At 64.6% G+C, this 19,551-nt stretch carries 22 protein-coding genes; 17 read left to right on the forward strand and 5 right to left on the reverse strand.

The features are described 5' to 3' along the window. Together ACIP5T_RS17170 and ACIP5T_RS17175 are read right to left on the reverse strand one after the other, a co-directional pair. A complete protein-coding gene (locus tag ACIP5T_RS17170; protein WP_400866116.1) occupies positions 1-1,605 on the reverse strand; it encodes an ABC transporter permease subunit in 1,605 nt (534 codons plus the stop codon). Positions 1,606-1,672: 67 nt separating this feature from the next. Next, positions 1,673-2,881 (reverse strand): extracellular solute-binding protein, encoded by a 1,209-nt coding sequence (locus tag ACIP5T_RS17175; RefSeq protein ID WP_400866118.1) that lies wholly within the window; start codon positions 2,879-2,881, stop codon positions 1,673-1,675. A gap of 188 nt (positions 2,882-3,069) precedes the next feature. Here ACIP5T_RS17175 and ACIP5T_RS17180 point away from each other — a divergent pair, with 188 nt between their 5' ends. Then, the gene (locus ACIP5T_RS17180) at positions 3,070-3,558 is read left to right on the forward strand and encodes a YajQ family cyclic di-GMP-binding protein (protein ID WP_042538692.1); all 489 of its coding nucleotides are present in this window, start codon (positions 3,070-3,072) and stop codon (positions 3,556-3,558) included. A gap of 23 nt (positions 3,559-3,581) precedes the next feature. Here the strand turns inward: ACIP5T_RS17180 and ACIP5T_RS17185 are convergent, their stop codons facing one another. Together ACIP5T_RS17185 and ACIP5T_RS17190 are read right to left on the reverse strand one after the other, a co-directional pair. After that, a complete protein-coding gene (locus ACIP5T_RS17185; RefSeq protein ID WP_400866121.1) occupies positions 3,582-4,709 on the reverse strand; it encodes a tyrosine-type recombinase/integrase in 1,128 nt (375 codons plus the stop codon). Between the two features lie 4 nt (positions 4,710-4,713). Further along, positions 4,714-5,223, reverse strand: coding sequence for a helix-turn-helix transcriptional regulator (locus ACIP5T_RS17190; protein ID WP_400866124.1), 510 nt, complete (start codon positions 5,221-5,223; stop codon positions 4,714-4,716). Positions 5,224-5,352: 129 nt separating this feature from the next. Between ACIP5T_RS17190 and ACIP5T_RS17195 the strand changes: the two genes are divergently transcribed. From ACIP5T_RS17195 to ACIP5T_RS17270, 16 genes are all read left to right on the forward strand, one after another. After that, positions 5,353-5,556: a helix-turn-helix domain-containing protein gene (locus ACIP5T_RS17195; RefSeq protein ID WP_400866126.1), complete on the forward strand. Its 204-nt coding sequence runs from the start codon at positions 5,353-5,355 to the stop codon at positions 5,554-5,556. After that, positions 5,556-6,452: a hypothetical protein gene (locus ACIP5T_RS17200; protein WP_400866128.1), complete on the forward strand. Its 897-nt coding sequence runs from the start codon at positions 5,556-5,558 to the stop codon at positions 6,450-6,452. The genes ACIP5T_RS17195 and ACIP5T_RS17200 overlap by 1 nt, the downstream gene beginning before the upstream one ends. After that, positions 6,449-6,793, forward strand: coding sequence for a hypothetical protein (locus ACIP5T_RS17205; RefSeq protein ID WP_400866131.1), 345 nt, complete (start codon positions 6,449-6,451; stop codon positions 6,791-6,793). Before ACIP5T_RS17200 ends, ACIP5T_RS17205 begins: the two co-directional genes overlap by 4 nt. A 924-nt stretch (positions 6,794-7,717) precedes the next feature. Beyond that, entirely contained in the window at positions 7,718-8,044 is a 327-nt protein-coding gene (locus ACIP5T_RS17210; protein WP_400866133.1) for a hypothetical protein, read from the forward strand. Between the two features lie 73 nt (positions 8,045-8,117). After that, positions 8,118-9,671 carry a hypothetical protein gene (locus tag ACIP5T_RS17215; RefSeq protein ID WP_400866136.1) on the forward strand — a complete coding sequence of 518 codons (1,554 nt, stop codon included), beginning with the start codon at positions 8,118-8,120 and terminating at the stop codon, positions 9,669-9,671. A 396-nt stretch (positions 9,672-10,067) separates the two neighbouring features. Continuing rightward, positions 10,068-10,841: a hypothetical protein gene (locus ACIP5T_RS17220; RefSeq protein WP_400866139.1), complete on the forward strand. Its 774-nt coding sequence runs from the start codon at positions 10,068-10,070 to the stop codon at positions 10,839-10,841. Beyond that, entirely contained in the window at positions 10,838-12,562 is a 1,725-nt protein-coding gene (locus ACIP5T_RS17225; protein ID WP_400866142.1) for a hypothetical protein, read from the forward strand. The genes ACIP5T_RS17220 and ACIP5T_RS17225 overlap by 4 nt, the downstream gene beginning before the upstream one ends. Positions 12,563-12,564: 2 nt before the next feature. Continuing rightward, complete coding sequence (locus ACIP5T_RS17230) at positions 12,565-12,969, forward strand: hypothetical protein (RefSeq protein WP_400866145.1); 405 nt, start codon at positions 12,565-12,567, stop codon at positions 12,967-12,969. Further along, positions 12,959-13,354 (forward strand): hypothetical protein, encoded by a 396-nt coding sequence (locus tag ACIP5T_RS17235; RefSeq protein WP_400866148.1) that lies wholly within the window; start codon positions 12,959-12,961, stop codon positions 13,352-13,354. Before ACIP5T_RS17230 ends, ACIP5T_RS17235 begins: the two co-directional genes overlap by 11 nt. 2 nt (positions 13,355-13,356) lie before the next feature. Beyond that, a complete protein-coding gene (locus tag ACIP5T_RS17240) occupies positions 13,357-13,767 on the forward strand; it encodes a hypothetical protein (protein WP_400866150.1) in 411 nt (136 codons plus the stop codon). A 185-nt stretch (positions 13,768-13,952) separates the two neighbouring features. After that, positions 13,953-14,270, forward strand: a complete 318-nt coding sequence (locus ACIP5T_RS17245; protein WP_400866153.1) for a hypothetical protein — start codon at positions 13,953-13,955, stop codon at positions 14,268-14,270. Beyond that, on the forward strand, positions 14,270-15,478 hold the full coding sequence (locus ACIP5T_RS17250) for a hypothetical protein (RefSeq protein ID WP_400866154.1): 1,209 nt from the start codon (positions 14,270-14,272) through the stop codon (positions 15,476-15,478). Before ACIP5T_RS17245 ends, ACIP5T_RS17250 begins: the two co-directional genes overlap by 1 nt. Then, the gene (locus tag ACIP5T_RS17255) at positions 15,478-15,858 is read left to right on the forward strand and encodes a hypothetical protein (RefSeq protein ID WP_400866157.1); all 381 of its coding nucleotides are present in this window, start codon (positions 15,478-15,480) and stop codon (positions 15,856-15,858) included. The genes ACIP5T_RS17250 and ACIP5T_RS17255 overlap by 1 nt, the downstream gene beginning before the upstream one ends. Continuing rightward, complete coding sequence (locus ACIP5T_RS17260; protein WP_400866159.1) at positions 15,855-17,126, forward strand: hypothetical protein; 1,272 nt, start codon at positions 15,855-15,857, stop codon at positions 17,124-17,126. Before ACIP5T_RS17255 ends, ACIP5T_RS17260 begins: the two co-directional genes overlap by 4 nt. 101 nt (positions 17,127-17,227) lie before the next feature. After that, positions 17,228-17,911, forward strand: a complete 684-nt coding sequence (locus ACIP5T_RS17265; RefSeq protein WP_400866162.1) for a hypothetical protein — start codon at positions 17,228-17,230, stop codon at positions 17,909-17,911. Further along, entirely contained in the window at positions 17,904-18,854 is a 951-nt protein-coding gene (locus tag ACIP5T_RS17270; protein ID WP_400866165.1) for a hypothetical protein, read from the forward strand. The genes ACIP5T_RS17265 and ACIP5T_RS17270 overlap by 8 nt, the downstream gene beginning before the upstream one ends. 8 nt (positions 18,855-18,862) lie before the next feature. Here the strand turns inward: ACIP5T_RS17270 and ACIP5T_RS17275 are convergent, their stop codons facing one another. Further along, entirely contained in the window at positions 18,863-19,207 is a 345-nt protein-coding gene (locus ACIP5T_RS17275) for a hypothetical protein (protein WP_400866168.1), read from the reverse strand. Between the last annotated feature and the right edge of the window lie 344 nt (positions 19,208-19,551).

Raw genomic sequence — 19,551 nt, forward strand, 5'->3', positions numbered from 1 at the left:
TCAGTTCAGCTCCTCGAGGGCCTTGGTCTTGCGGAAGCTGATGATCGAGATCGTCGCGACCACGATGAAGATCAGGATCGTGAACGCGGAGGCGAGGCCGTAGTCGCGGGACTGACCTGTGAACGCCACCTTGTAGACCATCGAGATCAGGATGTCGGTGTGCCCGACGGGGATGCTGACGTCCTCGAATCGCGGTCCGCCCTTGGTCAGCATGTAGATCAGGTTGAAGTTGTTGAAGTTGAACGCGAAGGACGAGATCAGCAGCGGCGCGACCGTCACCAGCAGCAGCGGCAGCTTGATGCGGCGGAAGACCTGCCACGGGTTCGCGCCGTCCATCACCGCCGCCTCGTTGACGTCCTCCGGGATGCCCTGAAGGGCCCCCATGCAGACGAGGAACATGTAGGGGAAGCCCAGCCACAGGTTGACCAGGAGCACCGACACCTTCGCGAGGTTCGGGTCGGTGAGCCAGGGGATGTCCGCTCCCCCGAAGATCACCTGGTTGATGAATCCGAAGCTCTCGTTCATCATGCCCGCCCAGACGAGGGCCGACAGGAACGCCGGGAACGCGTAGGGAAGGATCAGGATGATCCGGTAGCCGTTGCGGAACCGCATCCGCGTGTTGTTGAAGACCAGCGCGAGCAGCAGTCCGAGGAAGAACGTGGTCGCGACGGAGAGCAGGGCGAACACGAAGGTCCAGATGGTCACCGAGATGAGCGGACCGCGGATGTTCTCATCGGTCACCGCTCGGACGAAGTTGTCGAACCCGACTGTGGTCTGCCAGCCGGGCAGCAGCTCGGCGCCGTCCTCGGCGATGAACGACCCCTGTCCGGTGTCGGAGTACACCGCGCCCGACGTCGTGTCGGTGATGGTGTCGGCCTCGGCGTCGTACTCGAGCGTCGAGACGTAGAGGTAGCCCTTCTGTCCGTCGGGAGCGCGGAGGCTGCCGTCGTTGGGGTCTTCACTGAACGGCACCGAGAGCTTCTCGAGCTCCTCCGACAGGGTGAACACCTTGGCGAGCGGGAGCGTGGTCCAGCCCTCGACGGCCACGGCCTGATCGCCTTCGAACTCGGCGTCGACCTCTTGCAGGGGCTGCTCAGCGGTGCCGAGCAGCGCGTCACCCGACTCGGGGTCGGTCACGAGCAGGCCGTAGGTGCCGAACTGCTCGACGACCGTGACCGGATAGGTCGCCGAGTCCTCGACGCGCTCCTGCGCGGACGCGAGGAGCGACGAGATCGCCTGATCCTTGGTGCCGTTGTGCCCGGTGCCGTAGTTGGTGAAGCCGATGTACCCCGTGTAGAGCAGCGTGAACACCTGGAAGATGATCAGGAAGATGATCCCGGGGGTCAGGTACTTCGCGGGAATTCGCTTGCGCGAGAAGTAGATGTAGTTGACCAGGACGGTGACGGCCACGACCAGGCCGAGCACCAGCCACTCCTGCTGGCCGAAGAGGACGAACGCCGCGTACAGCGCGATGGCGTCGACGATCGCCAGCAGCAGGATCTTCAGCAGCATCCAGCCGATGGGGCCTGACGCGGCTTCGGCGATCTTCGCCGCCTGGCGCTGGCGCTTGTTCAGTGGAGCCGTGGGCTCAGCGAGTTCTGTCATCTCGTCCCCGTCGTCGAGCTGCCGGGGCGGACGAGGTCCGCCCCGGCAGGGATGGTGCTGGGTGCCTTTACTTGATTGCTGCGGTCACGTCGTCGACGAGCTTCTGCCACGTCGTCGTCGGGTCGGAGCCGTTGATGATCGCGGCCTCAGCCACACCCCAGAACTCCCAGACCGAGCCCATCGCGGGGATCGCGGGCATCGGGACGGCGTCCGCACCGACGGCCTGGAAGCCGGCGATGATGGGGTCGGAGGCTGCGGAGTCGGCAGCGGCCGTCAGCGCGGGGAGGACGTTGCCCGCCTTGAACAGCTCGAGCTGCACCTCTTCGGTGCCGATGTAGTTCACGAGGAAGTCGTTCGCGGCGACCTTGTTCTTCGACTCGGAGCTCACGAAGAAGCCCTTGACGCCGGCGAACGGCGACGCGGTCTCGCCCGTGGGGCTCGGGATCGGGTCGATCGCGACGTTGATGCCCGCTTCGGTCGCGGCTCCGACGTTCCACGGGCCGGTCAGCCAGAAGGCCGCGGTGCCGTCGAGGAACTGCTGCTTGGCGATCTCGCCGTCGATGTCGGTGTTCAGCGTGCCCGCTGCGCCCTGAGCGGCGAGCCAGTCGGCGAAGGCGAAGCCGCCCTCGCTGCCGAGCTGCAGGTCGGTCGAGTCGTAGCTGCCCGAGTCGTCTGTGCCGAAGACCGGAGCACCGAACGCCGTCTGGAAGGGGTACAGGTGGTACGGGTTGCCCTCGGTGCCCTGTTCGACGACGAAGGTGCCCTTCGAGACCATGTCGTCGAAGCTCGTCGCCGCAGCGGGGACCAGGTCGGCGTTGCGCAGCACGGCGATGTTCTCGACCGCGTAGGGAAGCATGTAGACGGTGCCGTCGTAGGTCGCGGCCTGGAGTGCGACAGGCAGGTAGTCGGCCGATGAGTCGCCGAGCTCGAGCGGTGCGACGACGCCGTTGGTCGACAGCTCGCCGAGCCAGTCGTGCGCGCCCATGACGACGTCGGGGCCCTTGCCGGTCGGCACCTGCTGGATGAAGTCGTCCTTCATGTCGTCGACGGACTTGCCCACGAGTTCGACCTTGACTCCGGTCTTCTCCTCGTAGGAGTCAGCGGCGCTCTGGAGCGCGTCCACGCGCTCGGCGTCGACCCAGACGGTCAGCGTTCCGCTGCTCTCGCCCTCGGCCGAGTCGCCGCCATCGGTCGCGGTCGAGCAACCGGCAAGCGTAAGAGTCGAAACGATCGCGATGACGCCGGCGGCGACGATGCCCCTCTTGTTCACCTTCATTGGTGTGTGCCTCTCTGAAGTGCTGGTGGCCTGCAGGACTGCAAGCGCTTACAGTATGCAACGAGATCAACGGGAATCGCAATGCAACTTGCCTTCGATATCAAGCTGTGATCGCGGAATGTCGGGTGAGGTGTGGTGGAAGCGCTTCCAAGCAAGCATGAAAACGGCGGTGTCGATACACTTTCCTCATGGCTGACAGTTCCTTTGACATCGTCTCGAAAGTGGATCACCAGGAGGCCGAGAACGCTCTGAACCAGGCGCGCAAGGAGATCGAGCAGCGCTACGACTTCAAGGGCACCGGCTCCTCCATCGCCTGGAGCGGTGAGCAGATCCTGATCATCGCCGGCACCGAGGAGCGCGCGAAGGCCGTTCTCGACGTCTTCCAGTCCAAGCTCATCAAGCGAGGCATCTCGCTCAAGAGCCTCGAGTCGGGCGACCCCTTCGCAAGCGGCAAGGAGTTCCGCATCGTCTCGACGCTCAAGGACGGCATCTCGTCGGAGAACGCGAAGAAGATCAACAAGATCATCCGCGATGAGGGCCCCAAGGGAGTCAAGAGTCAGATCCAGGGCGACGAGCTGCGCGTGCAGTCCAAGAGCCGCGACGACCTGCAGTCCGTGATCTCCCTCCTCAAGGGCTCGGACCTCGATCTCGACCTGCAGTTCATCAACTACCGGTAAGCACCCCGTCTGATCAGGCGTTTCTAGGTGGGCGTCCGCGAGGAGTCCGCAGTACCCAGAACTAGCCCCATGAATGTGGCCGTCGCGGAGCGCGTCTTGTCCTCCGCTGACGGCCACAGGTGGCTGTAGACGTTTAGCGTGATCGACGGCTGAGAGTGGCCGAGGGCACGCTGCACGGTGACGACATCGCAGCCCGAGGCGATCAGGTTCGATGCGAACGTGTGGCGCAGCGTGTGGATAGTCACGTCCTCCGACAGCCCGAGCTTTCGGCGGATACGCCGCCACTCCTCGCCCGCACTGTTGCGGTTGTATAGGTGGCCCAGCGGCGTGCGGAACAGGAATGGTTCCGGTTCCCGGGAACCGGAACCATCTTCCCGTTCCGTTCCCGGGAACGGAACGGGTCCGGGATTGAGCATGTCGACGAGCTCGACCGGCACGAAGACTTCGCGCTCGGAGCCTGCCTTCGGCGGGGTGATCGTCGTCGTAGGGATCGACGTTCCCTGCACCTGCCGCCGCACGGAGATCGTGTTGACCTCTCGGTTCACGTCACCGACCTGCAGCCCAGCGGCTTCACCGAGCCGTAGCCCAGCGAAGACGCACGCAGCGACGAACGGCCGGAAGTCACCCGCAGCGTCGAGGGCTGCGTTCACCTGCTCGGCGGTGAGGATCTTCATCGTCGCTTCGCGCTTGCGGATGCGCGGCGTCTTCACTCGCGACGCCGGGTTGCGAGAGATCACCTGGTTGTCTACAGCGGCACGGAACGCCATCTGCACGTAGTTCAGGCGAGTACGGATCGTCGACGCCGCCAGACCGCGCTCAGACTCCTTCGTCACCCACGTCTGCACATCGCCGTGCTTCACGTCGCGGATGGCCTTGAGGCGCCACGGGACGGACTCTACGGCGGTCCTCGCGGATGTCGCCGTGCCGTCTGCCCACACCTGCATCCCGATCCAGCGAGCTACCCACTCATCCCAGGTTGCTCGGCCGGCCCCGGGGTCTGCCCACTGACCGGTGACGATCGCCGCTGTCTGCTCGTCCAACCACCGCTGGGCCGCACGCTTCGTCCTCTCGTGCTTGGTGTGCTCCTTGCCGTTCTGATCTCGGTAGCGGGCACGCCAGACCCCGTTGGGCCTCTGCTTGATCGATGCCATCAGCTCATTTACCGCGGTAGAGCTGCTGCCAGCGCCCCTCGGCTCGCTCGAATACCTCAGCGGCGAAGTCAGGATTGCGCTCGCGCCAATCCTGCGCGATGGTCTCGGCTGTCATGGCTAGCGTGGACTCGGCGATCTCTGCATCCCACGGCTTCTGTTCCGATTCTGGGATCTGATCCATGAGCGCGGCGAACGATGCCCTTGCCTGTTCGTACTCCTGAATAGCGGACTCGAGGTCGCGACGGTGGCGCCGCATGTGCCCACGCACAGCTTCGAGCGTCACCGAGGTCTCCGTATCGACCATGTCCTTCATGTCGATGACGCCGAGCACCATCGCGATTGCGAACGCTTCGTCGAGACGAACCGGACGCAAGCCGGTCTCAACCCGCTGGACGGTCTGCTGATGGAAGGGCAGCCCCATGTCTTTCAGCCGATGCGCCAAGTCGGTCTGAGTCATGCCGATCGCCTCACGGGCCGACTTCATGTTCGCGCGGAATCCATCTTCCCAATGCATGAAGCTCAGCCTAGGACAACGGGACGTTTGGCGCACATGCTCTCGGGTTGTTGTCAGGTTGCGAGAAACGTCGTACACTCATTCATTAGGGACGTGACCATTCGTCCTGTTGTTAGAGATTGGACACTGATGTCAACCATCGCAACCCAGGCCGTCATCATCAGCCTGCTCACCGTCGATGAGGTCGCCGAACGCCTGCATCGATCACCCACGGCTGTACGCCACCTCATCGCGAGCGCTCAGCTCAAGTCAGGGCGCGTCGGCGGGCGCCGGATGGTCCGCGAATCGGACCTGAACGAGTTCATCGAAGCTGCGTTCACGGAGGCGTCCTGATGCCCACCACAAAAGAAAAAGACCCCAACGCCGGCCAGGGCGTCGAGGTCTCTGATCCCTCGAAAGGAAATCAACTCGTGAACACCTTAACACACACCCCCGACGCTCTGCCGGTCAAGGATCGCCAAACCCTCGGTCGCAATCGGGCGCCGTTCACCGCCGAGGAAACCGCCTTCGCTAAGCAGGAAGGCATCTCGCGACTGGAGGTGCGGTACATCCTCTCGAAGAAGCCTCGCGACGAGGACTTCGTTACGCCAGACGGCGACACCTTCCGCAGCGCCGGTGACCTCTACATCCGCACGTGTCGCGACGGCGTTCGTCGGTTCACTGCCTACATGAACGAGGGCTCAGTCCAGCACGACTTCCGCTACTTCGACAGGGTCGTGGCCGACGCTATGTCCGGCCGCATGGATGGGTGGGTGCGGCACACCTTCAAGGATGGCGATGAGGGCTGGGCCTACGAATACCCCAACTACCAGATCGATCACATCAAGGAGGTCAAGCCTGCGTGCGTGATCGTCGAGGAGGAGTCCGAAGCGGCGATGCTCGTCGGGTTCGGCTCCGAGTGGGGATACCCGTGCGAAGAGCCTCGGTGCCGAGAGGAATACCACGAACACGATGCCGTCAACCACTCCCTCGAGGTGCTGGAGAACCAGCTGACCGAGCGCGGCGGCTATGAGATCGAGATCTGCAAGGACATCAAGTACCCGGAACTCGGGTGGGTCTTGAATGTCTGGACCGGGCCGGATCTCACCGAGCTCACGCCCGAGCAGGTGGCCACCTTCGCCAACGATCTCCAGTGGATGGGCATCGAGTGCGCCACCACCAATGCGAAGGAGCGGACCCTTCGCCGCCCGGTCGGTACCGATGATCACCTGAGGGAGATAGACGGATGAAATCGAACCCGTTCTGGGGCGGGATGCCTCGGCCGACACGTGCACGCGACTACTCCGATGCGAACCGCATCGAAGACGCACTCAACCGCAGCGGATGGACACTTCGGCCAAACGTCGACCTACGCAAGATCCGCGAAGGTCTCGGCCTGAGCCTGCAGTACGTCAGCGGCCTCGCAGGGATGACCGACATGACTCTGCTGCGATGCGAAGACCGGATGGACGATGCCGAGATGGTCGAGGAGGTCATGGCCGTCCTCGCGCTCTACATGGCGACGAGGTGGGGCGCCGACATCCTCAACCTCACCGAAGCGAACCTTAGCGAGAGTGAGGCCATGAGTTGATCTGCCGCGAACTACTGCGCAATGGCAACCGATGCGGGCTCGACCGTGGACACCGCGGCGCACACCGCTGCTGCTGGCTGCACTCACCCCCGCGGGCAGACGCTTATCTGCCGCTCGAGGCGGCTGGTGAGTGACCTGATCCAGAGTCGTCGTCCAGAGACAGCAAGCGAGGAGGTGATGAGATGGGCGCCGGTCTAGTCGGTCGAGCGTTGGCGTACGGCGCCGACATCCACTTGAACCCCAATGAGTTCCGGCTGCTGGTCGGCATGTGCCTCACCGCCCTCGACGCAGATCGACCCCCTCGCTACTACGACTCCAGAGAAGCGTCAGCTCTCATCCTCGGACGTCGCGTGCCCGACTACACGTCGGAGGACGAGGGCGCCGAGCTTGAGCGAGACGCGGCGTTCAAGGCCGTCAAGGTTGCGCTGAACGGTCTAGTCAAGCTTGGAGCGATCGAACGGCTACGCGTGGGTGGCAACGGGCGCCGAGCAGTCTACGGATTGGTACTCGATGCGACGGCGTCGGTGCGGACAGTCGAGTACCGACGCCGGAAAGTTGGAGGACGCCGAGCGTCTCCCGCAGGGGTACGCCGAGCGTCCCGGTTGGGGGACTGTGAGCTTCCAGTAGGGGGACGTTCACAGTCCCCCCTAGGAGTACAGGAGACACAGGAGGGACAAGAGGAATTAGAACGGCCCAACGGAACCACCTCACTAGCCCCTGTGGATAACTCAGACGATTCGAGCAGAGCAGCATGACCAACAATCCCTCGACAGCCAACGAACGGCCCAGTCGGTACCAGTGCCACTGCGGTGCACCTGTCCTAGCCCGCACTCACCCCGACCTCGCGCAACACGTGACCTCGTCTCTCGCGATCGGATGCTGCGTCGAGTGCGCACTCGTGCGGGGCGACAGATCGGAGATGACATGACCCAGAAGCACAGGAGCCCTGAGTGGTCCCGCACCACGCGCACGATCCGATCTCAGGTCAGAGCAGCCCACGCACGCGGTGACAGCGTGGGGTGCTGGCGGTGCGGTGGACTACTCCCCATCAACTCGGAGAACCAGGTGGTGTTCGACGTCGGGCACCTCGACCCCAACGGCGGCGAGGGTATCGACAACGCTGCACCCGAGCACCGCAGCAAGACGGGCCAGTGCGTCGGCAACCGTGCACATGGTGGCAAGCTCGGCGCCGCGATCACCAACGCCAAGCGCAACACGAATGCGACGTTCAAGCCGATCCCGTGGGCCTGAGTTTTTTTAGCACAGATCGCCACAACCCCCGCCTCCGGCTAACCTCACGCCCCTTCCCCCGAGATGAGAGACCATGAAGCACCCGACGCTCGCTGACCTCCAGAACGAAGCCACGTGGCTGGAGCGTCGCTCGCTGATCCCGGAGCCGCTGCACTCCACGGGGATGGTCACGACCGAGGAGTCTCGGCGTGAGTTCCTCGAGGGCGCTCGGATGCTGCGACTCGATCAGCGGAGGAACTATGCCGGGGAGATCGTGGGGCCGACTCCGATCCAGCTCGCGATCGCGGACACGCTCAACGTCGGCCGAAAGGTCAACGGCATCTTGGAGCCGCGGCGTACGACGAAGACGACCGCCGTGCAGGCCACGCTTCTCGGTCGGTGCTCTCTCCGGGAGGACTACCTGGTGGGCTGGACGCTGGCGACGACCGGTGCGAAGGCGGGTGAGCGGTTCAAGAAGGACGTGGCGGCACCGTTGCAGCGTCTGTATCCGGACGTCAAGAGCCGCGAGGAGTTCGTGAAGATCAGCCTGTCGAAGGGGTCGGAGGGCCTGTTGTTCCGCAACGGGTCCAGCTTCGACGTGTACGCCCCGTCTGGTGATGGCTTCCGATCGAACGCGTTCGATGTCGCGTGGGTCGATGAGGCGGGTGAGGCGGAGTTGGAGTTGGGTGAGGATCTGGTCGCCGCTATCCGCCCGACGCTGCACACGCGCCACCAGGCGCAGTTCGTGCTCTCTGGCACCGCGGGCGCCTTCCGCTCGGGTCAGCTCCTGTGGGATGCGCTCACGGACCCGAGGGCGGCGATCCTTCGGCACGGTCTCCCCGACGACGTGGACCCCGAGGAGCTGGAGGATTGGGAGCCGTCCGAGGATCACCCGCGAGCGAAGGTTCGCGAGCATGTGCAGCGGGTGCATCCGGGCATCGGGTGGACGACGCCGCTCGAGGTCATCCGTGAGGACTGGGACACTCCGGCCATGCGCAAGAAGTTCCCAGCCGAGATCCTCTCCGTCTTCGCCTTGGAGGGATCGAACACCGCTCTCCTCTCGCAACCGAAGTGGCAGGCCTCGACGCTGCCGCTCAGCTCGGCAGGCACGACGCCACCAGCGCGCTTCTGCATGGTCCCCTTCGTGCACCCGGACGGTACCTATGCCTCGATCGGTGCGGCATGGGCAGGCCCGGGCGACACCGTGCACGTCGGTCTCCTGCACCATCAGAAGGGCACGGAGGGCTTCGCGCAGAAGCTCCTCGACCTCGCACGCAAGCACAAGCGCGACATCGTGTACGACTCGAAGACCGCCGCCACGGAGGTGGAGGTACGCCGCGTCCGCGAGGCTCGCCGCGCGCCGGCCGAGCGCCCGGTCCTGTCCGCCGACGTCGCGCGCGCGGCGATCAACCTGACGAAGATTCTCAACGAGGGCAAGCTTCGCCACTTCGACCAGCCCGAACTCACCTCTGCCGCTGAGGTGGCGGTGAAGCGCGGATGGAACTACGGCTCCGGTTGGTCCCTGGGTCGACCGAAGGGGCAGGAGGATTTGGATATCTCCGGCTTGGAGGCGATCGCCCTGGCGGCGTACAAGCTTTCCGACGAACGCGAGGGTGCCAACCTGGCGAGTGCAATCCGCTACGGCTGAGCATTCTGCGCAGCCTACCCCCGTAAGACTGCGCAGAATGGTAAGATCAGTCTAGCTTCTCCTAGATTGGATCAGCCTTTGGGAGTTTTCTCGTTCCTCACCGGGGGTGTGCGACTCACTCAGTCCGCAGCCCCGATGCTCGCGTCCCCGTACTCCGGTGATCACCTCGCGCAGGCCATCGTGTCCGACTACTTCGGACAGCTCCCTGGCGAAGCTGTCGATCGTCCAGTCGCTCGTCGGGTGCCCGAGGTGAGGCGCGCACTGGCTGCACATCAGGCATTGGTCACCAAGCTGCGCTTTGAGAAGTACGCAGCGGGCACCCCCGCAGCTCGCATCGAGACGCAGCCCTACTGGGTCAGCTCGTGTTCCTACCCGGGCATGTCTCGGTGGCTCGCCGTGAAGCAGCTTGTCGAGGAGCTGTACTTCGAAGGCTTCGGCGTGCTCGGGTGCTGGCTGGATACCGAGGATCTGGTCTACGACTGGATCACGATTCCGCGGAACCTGTGGTCCATCGACCGTGCCACCCAGGCCATCAGCATCGACGAGTCGGTCCCGGCTCAGTACCGGATGCGGGCGGTCGTCGTGCCGCTGGGTAGTTCCGGACTCTTGGTCGACGGCATCGATTCCATCCGGCAGGCCCGGAAGATCGAGCTCGCCCGACAGGCCCGATTGGACAGTCCGCCCGCCGCCACAGAGCTGCACGTCACGGACAGCTCCTACGACGGCATGGAGCTTGAGGAGACGCGCGCCCTAATCCAGAACTACAGAGAGGGTCGGAAGAACTCGTCGATCTCCGTCACGCCGTCATACATCGACGTGAAGGAACGCGGGATATCCGGCTCGCTTGACCTGTTCGAAGAGGCCAAGAACTCCGTCCGCATCGACCTCGCCATGCACACAGGCGTCCCGCTCAACTTTGTTGGAGCCACGAAGGAGGGCGGTGGCGGCGGCAACGTTCAGTATCAGAACGTCAACGGCGAGGCCTCAGAGCTGTGGACCTTCGGCTCTGCCGAGTACGCGGTCGCGATCGCCGCCGCACTGTCGGCCGACGACGTGGTGGGCGAGGGCGCAGAGGTCCGCGCTGACGCCTCCGCCTTCGCAGTACCCGCCCCGCTGTCCATCGACCCGGAGGCGGGCGACTCCGCTGCCTCCACGGAGGTAAAGCCATGACCACCACCGAAGCGGGACTATTCTCCCGCGTTCCTGACACCCGCACCGTTCGCGGTCTTCTGCTCCCGTTCGGCGAGCTGAGCCGCCCCAACCTCTCGAAGACGGAACCAGTGATGTTCTCCGCTGCGTCCGTATCGGTCCCCCGCGACCCCAGCGCCGTGACCCTCAATGACGAACACGACCGCTTCAACCCCATCGGCCGCGCCACCTCGCTCGAGGTCACTGATGCCGGAGTCGTCGCGGAGTTCGCGATCTTCAACACCGACGAGGGCGACGCATACCTGGCCAACCCGACGAAGCGGAAGCTGTCAGCCGAACTGGGGTCGCTCATGCGCGCCGGAGCCAAGGCCGTCCGCTCCCGCCTCACCGGAGCTGCCGTCTGCACCGAAGGCGCCTTCGAGTCCGCAGCCCTCTTCTCGCTTGCTCCTGGTGTGAATGCCGAGTTCGCGGAGGAGGTGCCGTCCTCCGACGAATACTCCGCTCCGGAGTCCTCCAGCAGCTCCGAGTACACCACCGAGTTCACCGACGACGAGGGTGTCAAGTGGCGTCGCGTCGAGACCTCGAAGCGAGAGACCACCGTCACCAAGATCACCGACTCCGAATCCGCGCCCGCGGACGAGGACAACCCTGAGGACTCCGAGGAGGAGACCATGACTGCATCCGCCGCGGGCCAGACCCCCGCACCCCTCGTGACGCCTGGCGTCGCGACCAAGACCGACGATGTGGACCTTCACGCCGTCTTCTCCGCCATGGCCGCTGTGAAGGCGGGCGTTCAGGTGGAGGACAACGAAGGCGCACTCTTCGCCCTCGCTGACATCAAGACGACCGGAACGGGTGCGCTTCCCGCAGAGGGCGTCGTTCAGCCCGCCTGGGTCGGCAAGCTGTGGCAGGGCAAGGACTACGTCCGCAAGTACCTGCCGCTCAACAACCACACCTTTGGTCCCATCGAGATCGGTGGCCGCGCCGGCTTCCGCATGGACCAGGGCACCGCCCTGGTCCAGAAGCGCGGCCAGGAGAAGACGGAGCTGCCGACTGGTTCCGCCTCCACCTCCAAGCGTGAGAGCACCCGCGACAGCTTCGGATACGCGGCTGACGTCGCAGCGGAGTGGACCTACCTCTCTGGTGGTGCCGAGATCCTCGAGTCCTTCTGGAAGGGCGTGGCCAACTCCTATGCGAAGGTGACCGACGAAGAGGCCCTGGCCACGATGTTCCGCGTCGCATCGCGCGACGACGGCGCCGCACTCTCCCGTCGTGTCGCTCCGGGCTCGCTGCCCGCAGGCACCCCGGCCAACTCCGCCTACTACCCCGGCGTGGTTCAGCTCATCCAGGCCATCGAGGCGATCTCGGATGCGGACGACGACCCGGCCTGGGCAGTCGTCAACCCGGTCCTGTGGCAGCAGCTCATCTTCACCCCCAAGGATCTCCTGCCTGAGTTCGTCTCGCTCGCAGTCGGCGTCGGCACGGGCGAGGCCAACGTGGACGGCAAGATCACCGTCCGCAAGGCTCCGCAGTCTGCCTTCATCGGCACCAAGGCGACCGACCCGCAGGTCATCGCGGGCTCCAAGAACGCCATCGAGTTCCGCGAACTGGGCACCACGCCCATCCAGATCGACGCACTCAACGTCGCGAAGTTCGGTGTCGACCGAGCGACGGTCGGCTTCCTGGAGACTTTCGTCGTCCGCCCCGAGGCCACGGTCTTCATCGGTACTGCGGCAGCCTGATCATGGAGTGGTACAGCGCGTCGGACCTTCGCATCGAGGATGCTTGGTCCGACGCGCGCACCATCGACCCCGAGGTTCTAGAGATGCTCCTCGATGTCTCCCGCGGTGACGTGCTCGCGTACGCCAAAGCGGAGACGCCCGCCGAGCAGGTCTCGCAGCTCCTCAACGTCCTCGGTTACCCCGCGGCCACGATCTCCCTCGTCGTGGCCGCGCTGGGCGAAGTCGCCCCGGCAATCCCCTCCCGGTACGTCTTCGCCCAGCTCCAGCAGGCCAAGAACCTGTTCAACGCTGGCCGGATCATCGGTGACTCTAGTGGCCCGGACGGCTTTGCGTTCGTACCGCGGCCGCTCTCGCGGGAGATCCAGAAGATCATCCGCCCACAGTCGGGAGTCGCTCGTGTTTTCTGACCTTGCCAGCGTCAGGGCGGAGCTCAAGACCCGGCTCGCACCTGAGGTGCCATCCGAGTGGGATATCTCCGCGTTCATCAAGCAGCCGCCCGTGGAGTATCGGTCGCCACTCATCATCTTCGAGTTCACCCGGTTTGAGTCCTCCGCGAACGGCCAGGCTCTCGGCCCGGGTCAGGTCGCCGCCGCGATCGATATCGTGCTCGGTTCGCCCATGTCAGCAGAAGACAAGGGTGAGGACGATGTCGATGTGCTGGTGCTCTCGCTCATTCGGGTTCTCGACGCACAGTCCGACATCTTCTGGGATTCGGCCGAGAAGCAGCGCCTCGAGTCCGGTCAGTGGGTCTGGCGCATTCACACCATCGTCCTCACCAGCTCCAAGGAGTAATCATGCCCACCATTGCCAACGCCGCGTACTTCGGAACAGCCGGTTCTCTCACCGTCAACGGTGACGACTACACCGCTGCAGTCACCTCGTGCGCGCTCGTCCCCACTGCACCCACCGCAGCCGTGACCGACATCGGTGGCGGCGTCACGCAGTTCGCGGGGGCGAACACGTGGGTCGCCCAGGTCGGCTACAACCAGGACTGGAAGACGCCGGCCAGCCTCTCGCAGAAGCTCATCGAGTGGCACGGTCAGACGAAGACGTTCACCTACACGCCGGACGACGGCGGACAGGTGGCGAGCTTCACTGCTCGCGTCCTCGCCGGTCAGTTCGGTGGAGCGGCCTCAGCGATCCACCAGGCAACGGTGAACCTGCCGATCAACGGTCAGCCGACGTTCGCTCCAGCCGGAGCCTGACCGTGGCTTCGGGGCGGATCAGTCTTCTGATCGATTCGCCTCTGCGGGACGTGCTCGTTGCATTGCGGGCTGTTCCCGCAGAGGCGCGCAAGCACGTCACCGCGTTCATGCGGTCGAACGCGGAACCGATCTGGTTCGAAGAGACTCGGGGTCGCGCGAACAGTCGCATCCAACAGCGTGCCCTAGTGAACACCGCCCGCGTCGGCGTCGCCACCCGGAACATCTATCTGCGGTCGGGCGGCGTGGGGAAGATGTCTAGCGGTGCGGCTGTGTCGACGGTCGCGTTCGGTGCGGAGTTCGGAGCCAACCCGGGCAAGGTCGTCACCCAGCGTTCTCGCAAGGGCAAGACGTACAAGCGTCGTCTCGGCAACGTCTTCGGCGCACCTCGCCGTGGCGGCAACGTCGTCTACCGCGCAGCCCGTGAGGCAATCCCCCGGCTCACGTCGGTTGCGATTCAGTCCGCCCGTCGAGCCCTGTTCGACGCACTCGATGGGAAGCGCTGATGGCGAAGGTGCATGAGATCGGTGTCGGTGCCGATACTCGAGGCTTCGAGGACCAGATCAAGAGTGGTCTGATCAAGCCCACGGAAGACGCAGAGAAGGCGCTGAAGAAGCTCGGCGACACTGACGCGGGCACCGACGCCGCTCGCGATCTCGACAAGCTCGAGGATGCCCTACGCGATGCGCAGCGTGCCAGTGATCGTACGGCTGACTCGATGGACGACGTCGGCGACAAGGGTCGGCGCGCGTTCGACAAGGCGAAGGACGGCGTTGACGAGTTCCGCGACGAGGCGAACAGCACGGCGCGAGAAGCCGCCGCATCCTTCGACGGCTCGGCGGAGTCGATCGCTGATGCCTTCCAAGAGGTTGCGGCGAACGCGTTCGCCGGGTTTGGTCCTGCCGGGGCTGTAGCCGGCATCGCCGCTGCGGCCGGCATCGGACTCGCCGCTGCCGGATTCGAGAGTGTTCACGAGGCGGAAGAGAAGGCCGCTGAGCTCGCATCCGAGTGGGCTGACCGATTCGTCGAGTCCGGTCAGCGCGTGGCCACTGCCGCCCAGCAGTCCGCCGCGATCGTTGATATCGCCACCGACGCGGACAAGTACAAGGAAGCTACCGAGAACGCAGAGCTCTGGGGCACGACGGTTTCGGATGCGATGCTCGCGATGGCCGGAAACGCGGGTGCAATCCAGGTCGTAGAGGACGCGCTGAATCGCAAGCGCGAGGCTACCGAGAAGGATGCTCAGGCGGCACAGGAGGCCGCGGAGGCGAACGGGTCCGCGCTGCTCGCGCTCACCCCGCAAGAGGTCGAGCTGACCAAGGCTGAGGAGGCCTGGAGGCGCCACACCGATGCGATGGCGACTGGCGCACAGCAGGCCAACGACGCGAGCAACTCTCTTCTCTCGCTCATCGACCGCGAGAAGGAGCTTGGCGTTGCGGTCGATGAGCTTGGGAACAAGGTCGTCGCCCTCCCGGACGGCACCGAGATATTCATCGACGCGAAGACCGGCCAGGCGACCGCTGACGTGTCCCGATTCAAGGGCGACACGGACGGCGTCATCGACCACCTCAATGGCCGCGACATCGTCCTGCAGACCCGCGCGTCGGTGTACGAGGCACAGAGGGCCGTCGACAACTTCATCTCGCACAACGACGGCAAATCGTTCCGCCTGAACGGGCGCGTGACGGTGAGCGGTGGAGGGCAGATCCCCTGATGTTCACTCGACTGTTCACCGAGCCCGATGGCGACACCACCGTCATCGACTATCTCACGCCCACACTCGTCAAAGGTCCGTACTTCGCGTCCCGGTCAACGCGCACTATCGTGCACGAGTTGCTCCAGTCGGATGTCACCCGCGTCACGCACCTGCCCGTACGCGGCCGAGCTGGGACATTCGTCGCCGTCTTCACGACATCAGCAGCGGCATCCGCCGCGCTGGAGTGGTTCACCGGCCCGTACCTGTACCTCTTCACGAAGGCGGGCGCCACGGCCGCGCAGACCCTGTTCGCGGTCTCAGGCGGGGAGCTGTCGATCCGGGAGAACGCCGACAGCTCGTGGGACGTCGAGATCCCCTACCGCGAGGTGATCGAATGACTGCCCCGTCGCCCACCTCCGTCAAGTACCAGTTCGTCGCCGACTACTGGACTGCAGGCGGCTGGAAGCCGTTGCCCGTCACGGACATCTCGCCATCGTCCGACAAGGACCGGCGCGCCTACACGGCGGCGACGCTCACGCTCTCGTCGGTCTCAGCGACCGTGCTCGCCGCACTCGACCCGCGCACCGTCGACCCGGCGACGGGCGGGCAGGTCCGTTGGCGGATCACCCAACTCGACCTTGCTGGCAACACGATCGGCTGGCTACCTCGCACCGGCACGCTCCCCGGAGCCTATGCCCGCATGTTCGTCCGTGGCATCCGTCGCCGCCTCGAATCGGTCACCGTCGATGTAGAAGGCGGCGAGACGATGATCCTCGACCGCATCAACCTGACCTCGAAGACGATCGCCGCGCATCCCGTCTACACGGGTGCCGACCTTGCGAACTGGACCCTCGACGAAGTCTTCGGGAACGGCACGGTGACCGCAGCCGATGCAGCCGCTACGGCCTATCTTGCGCGCAAGCCAGACCGCGTCGAGCTCGCCAGTGGCGACAACTACTTCCGGTTGACCGAGTCGGACATGTCGTCGCACGGCGTGCGCCTCCTGGACCTCTGGGGGCTCGGATGGTACGTCGCCGACCGCGACCACCCGCCGACCTTCCCGGGCGCTCAGGCGACCGCCAAGCTCGCCTCCTTTGCAGACGAGACACTTCCCGTCGATGTAGACCCGATCATCATCGACCTCGAGGAAGCCATCACTCGCGATGGCGACTGGGCCGATGGCGTCATCGTTAGGGGCGACATCCCCAGCGGCAGCTACACGGAGCGGTGGGAGTACGCGGCCGAGAAGACCGCCCACACTAAGGGCCTGGTCATCGAGATCGGTGGCGCGGCGCCCTCCTCGAATCTTGCTGCAAGCATCCTCTCGCGCACTGTTCGGCGCGGGCGAGACCTCACGGTCACCGCACGCGCACGCCTCGACGTGCTCCCCGGCATGACCCTCGAAGCGCACCTCGTGGGAGACGTTCTGACGGGCCTCATAACGTCCGTGAAGTGGGACTTCCAGCTAGGCACCATGAACCTGCAGGTGCAGTCCGCGGCCAGCACTGACCCCGACGTCGCGATCACCGAAGCACGCACTCGAGCCCTGAATGCCCAGGGTGCCTACAACGCGGCCACGCGGCTCGCCCGCTCTCTCGCACCCGCACCCCCGGACGTGAAAGCCGAGGCGTGGCAAGCCTCTCAGATGATCGGACTGGGCCTGTGACGTACTCAATCGATGACATTCCCCTCGACAACCCCGCGTACGGCTGGGTGTTTCGGTCACTGTCTGCGCCCGTGCCTCAGCTGACGTGGGACCGGGCAGAGTTGTCAGTTGCCGGACGTGACGGCGGCGTCGCGCTTCCCGGCCGACTGGAAGCGCCGCGCCCCACACTGGTCGTGCAGACCGGCCGTGATCGTCTCGGAGCGCTCGTCGCCCTCGTCGCGGGTGGCACTTATCTCAAGAGCAGCACCACGCCCGGTCGGCGGGTCGTCTTCGAGCTCGTCGAGATGAGCCCTGAACTCTACGGCTACGAAGGCAGCGTGGTCGACGCCGCCTTCGAGATCCGTTATCCCGGAGCGTACTGGCGCGACACCGTGGAGAGTACGACTTCCGCCACCCCTCTCAGCGGACCGTCCGTCGCGCTCACCGCATTCACCGGGATCACCGCGCCTATCCCTGATGCAGTCATTCGAGTTCGGGGTGCCGCCACCGCCATCCAGGTCACGGACGCTGCGGGGTCTTGGTTCTCCTATCCCTCGCTCGCAGCCGGCAGCTACTTGCGGTTTCACGCCGCCACCGGTCGCGCGTTCGTCACCAGTAGTGACACCTGGTCCGGAGGTCAAGACGTCTCCGGGGTGATCGACTTCGGCGGCAACCGGGGCAGCTTCGAGATCACACCGCAGTACACGACGGACCCTCTGACCCGGTCAGGTCTGCTCGTCGTCACCACCGCAAGCCGAAGCGGCGCCGAGATACAGGTCCGAGGAAGGGGAGCCTACATTGAGTAAGCGATGGAGAACGCGACGTCCTGAAGGAATCGCCCCAGACGACCCCGAATACCTGCTGAACCGTTTCCTGCCCACGCTGCGCCCGCACATCATCAACAACTACGCATGGATGGAGCGGCGGGGCAACTGCTTGATCTCGGTCGAAGACCTGACACAGCTCGCCGCGATCGAGCTGATGAAGCTCATCAAGGACTGGCCGGACATCCTGGCGCGTGATGACATCGACACCACCCGCGACACCGACCCCCTGTTCTTCCACTTCCTCAAGCACCACGTCAAACAGCAACTCCAAAAGGTACTCAGCCGCAAAGGTACCGACCCTGAAACGGTCTCCCTGGAGGTTGAATATGAAGGGCAGACATTCGAACGCGACGACCTCTACGACGATCGCACAAGCCTACGACGTCGGCCGGACGGCGAACATTGGCCCGCCACGTACGGCATCATCATGGACTTCTGGGACAATCTCGCACCTGTCGACAAGATGTGGATCGCCCTGCGCCACTTCGACGAACTGTCGCGGCCCCACATCAAGACGCTCATGGGGAAAGACACCGCAATCCTCGACCTCATCACGAAGCGATGGCGAGCACACGCACGCAACCAGATCCTCGACCATGAAGAGGAAGTGGAGCCTCGCAAAGCCCGTCCGTGGGAACCGCCCGAGCAGTTGCTTGAGTACCTTCGAACTCGTCACGGGAAGGACATGCACGAGTATCTCGGCATCGTGACGATCTGCTTCCGGCAGGACAGCGGCTATCTCTGCCGCGCCTTGGACATGCGTCCCCATCACGTCGGGACAGCGAAAATCTCCCCCGAGCAGATCGCGATGATTGACCTCCTGCGTTCACAGGGACGCACCCACAAAGAGATCGCCGCGGTAGTCGGCATCAGCAAGAGTGGCGTGGGGGCGCGTCTGACTAGCCAACGGCGCGGCGCGTAGAGGTTTCGCTACCCCTCAGTGCCACGGTCAAGGACCAACTGCTTCGTCTCCTCGACTTGCTGCGGGCTGAGGTCGTCTTCGAAGTACATCGAGCACGTAACTCGCCATGCGTAGAACAAGCTCTGATCGCCGCCTGAGAGAAGACCGGCCTCGTAGTCGTCATCGCCGCAGTATCCCGCGAGGGCATCGTCCGCAATGCTCAACGCAGACTCACGCATTGCATCCTGGATCGCCTCGCTGTCTGTGTACTCGAGCAGATAGCGTTCGGCGACCTCTTCGCGAGACGGCGCCGCAGAGCACCCGGTCAGCACGAGGAGGAGGCCAGCAGCGAGAACGGCGGCGGTTCGCTTCATGGGTCGATCCTAAGCGGGCTCGAGCATCTTGTTGACCCCAACAAAATGGTCCGACCTCGAACATCTTGTTGGGGTCAACAAATCATCCCCGGCTGGTCACCATTTTCGTGGGGTCACGAAGATGGTCTCGGCGTAGTCCGCAAAGAGTCCGCAGAACGTACGCAAACCCCCGCGAACCTGCGTGACCAGGCGATAGCACGATCCGCACGATTCCGGCACGGACGCTAACGGACGCTACCTGGGGCAACTCTCAGGGCCGTTCATCAACTACCGCTGAGCTCTCGGATCTCAGGGGGATGGATGCCGAGGCGTCCGTCCCCCTTTCTGTACCCAGATCCCATTCC

This window comes from Microbacterium sp. NPDC088619 (genome assembly GCF_044752825.1).
GTDB lineage: Bacteria > Actinomycetota > Actinomycetes > Actinomycetales > Microbacteriaceae > Microbacterium.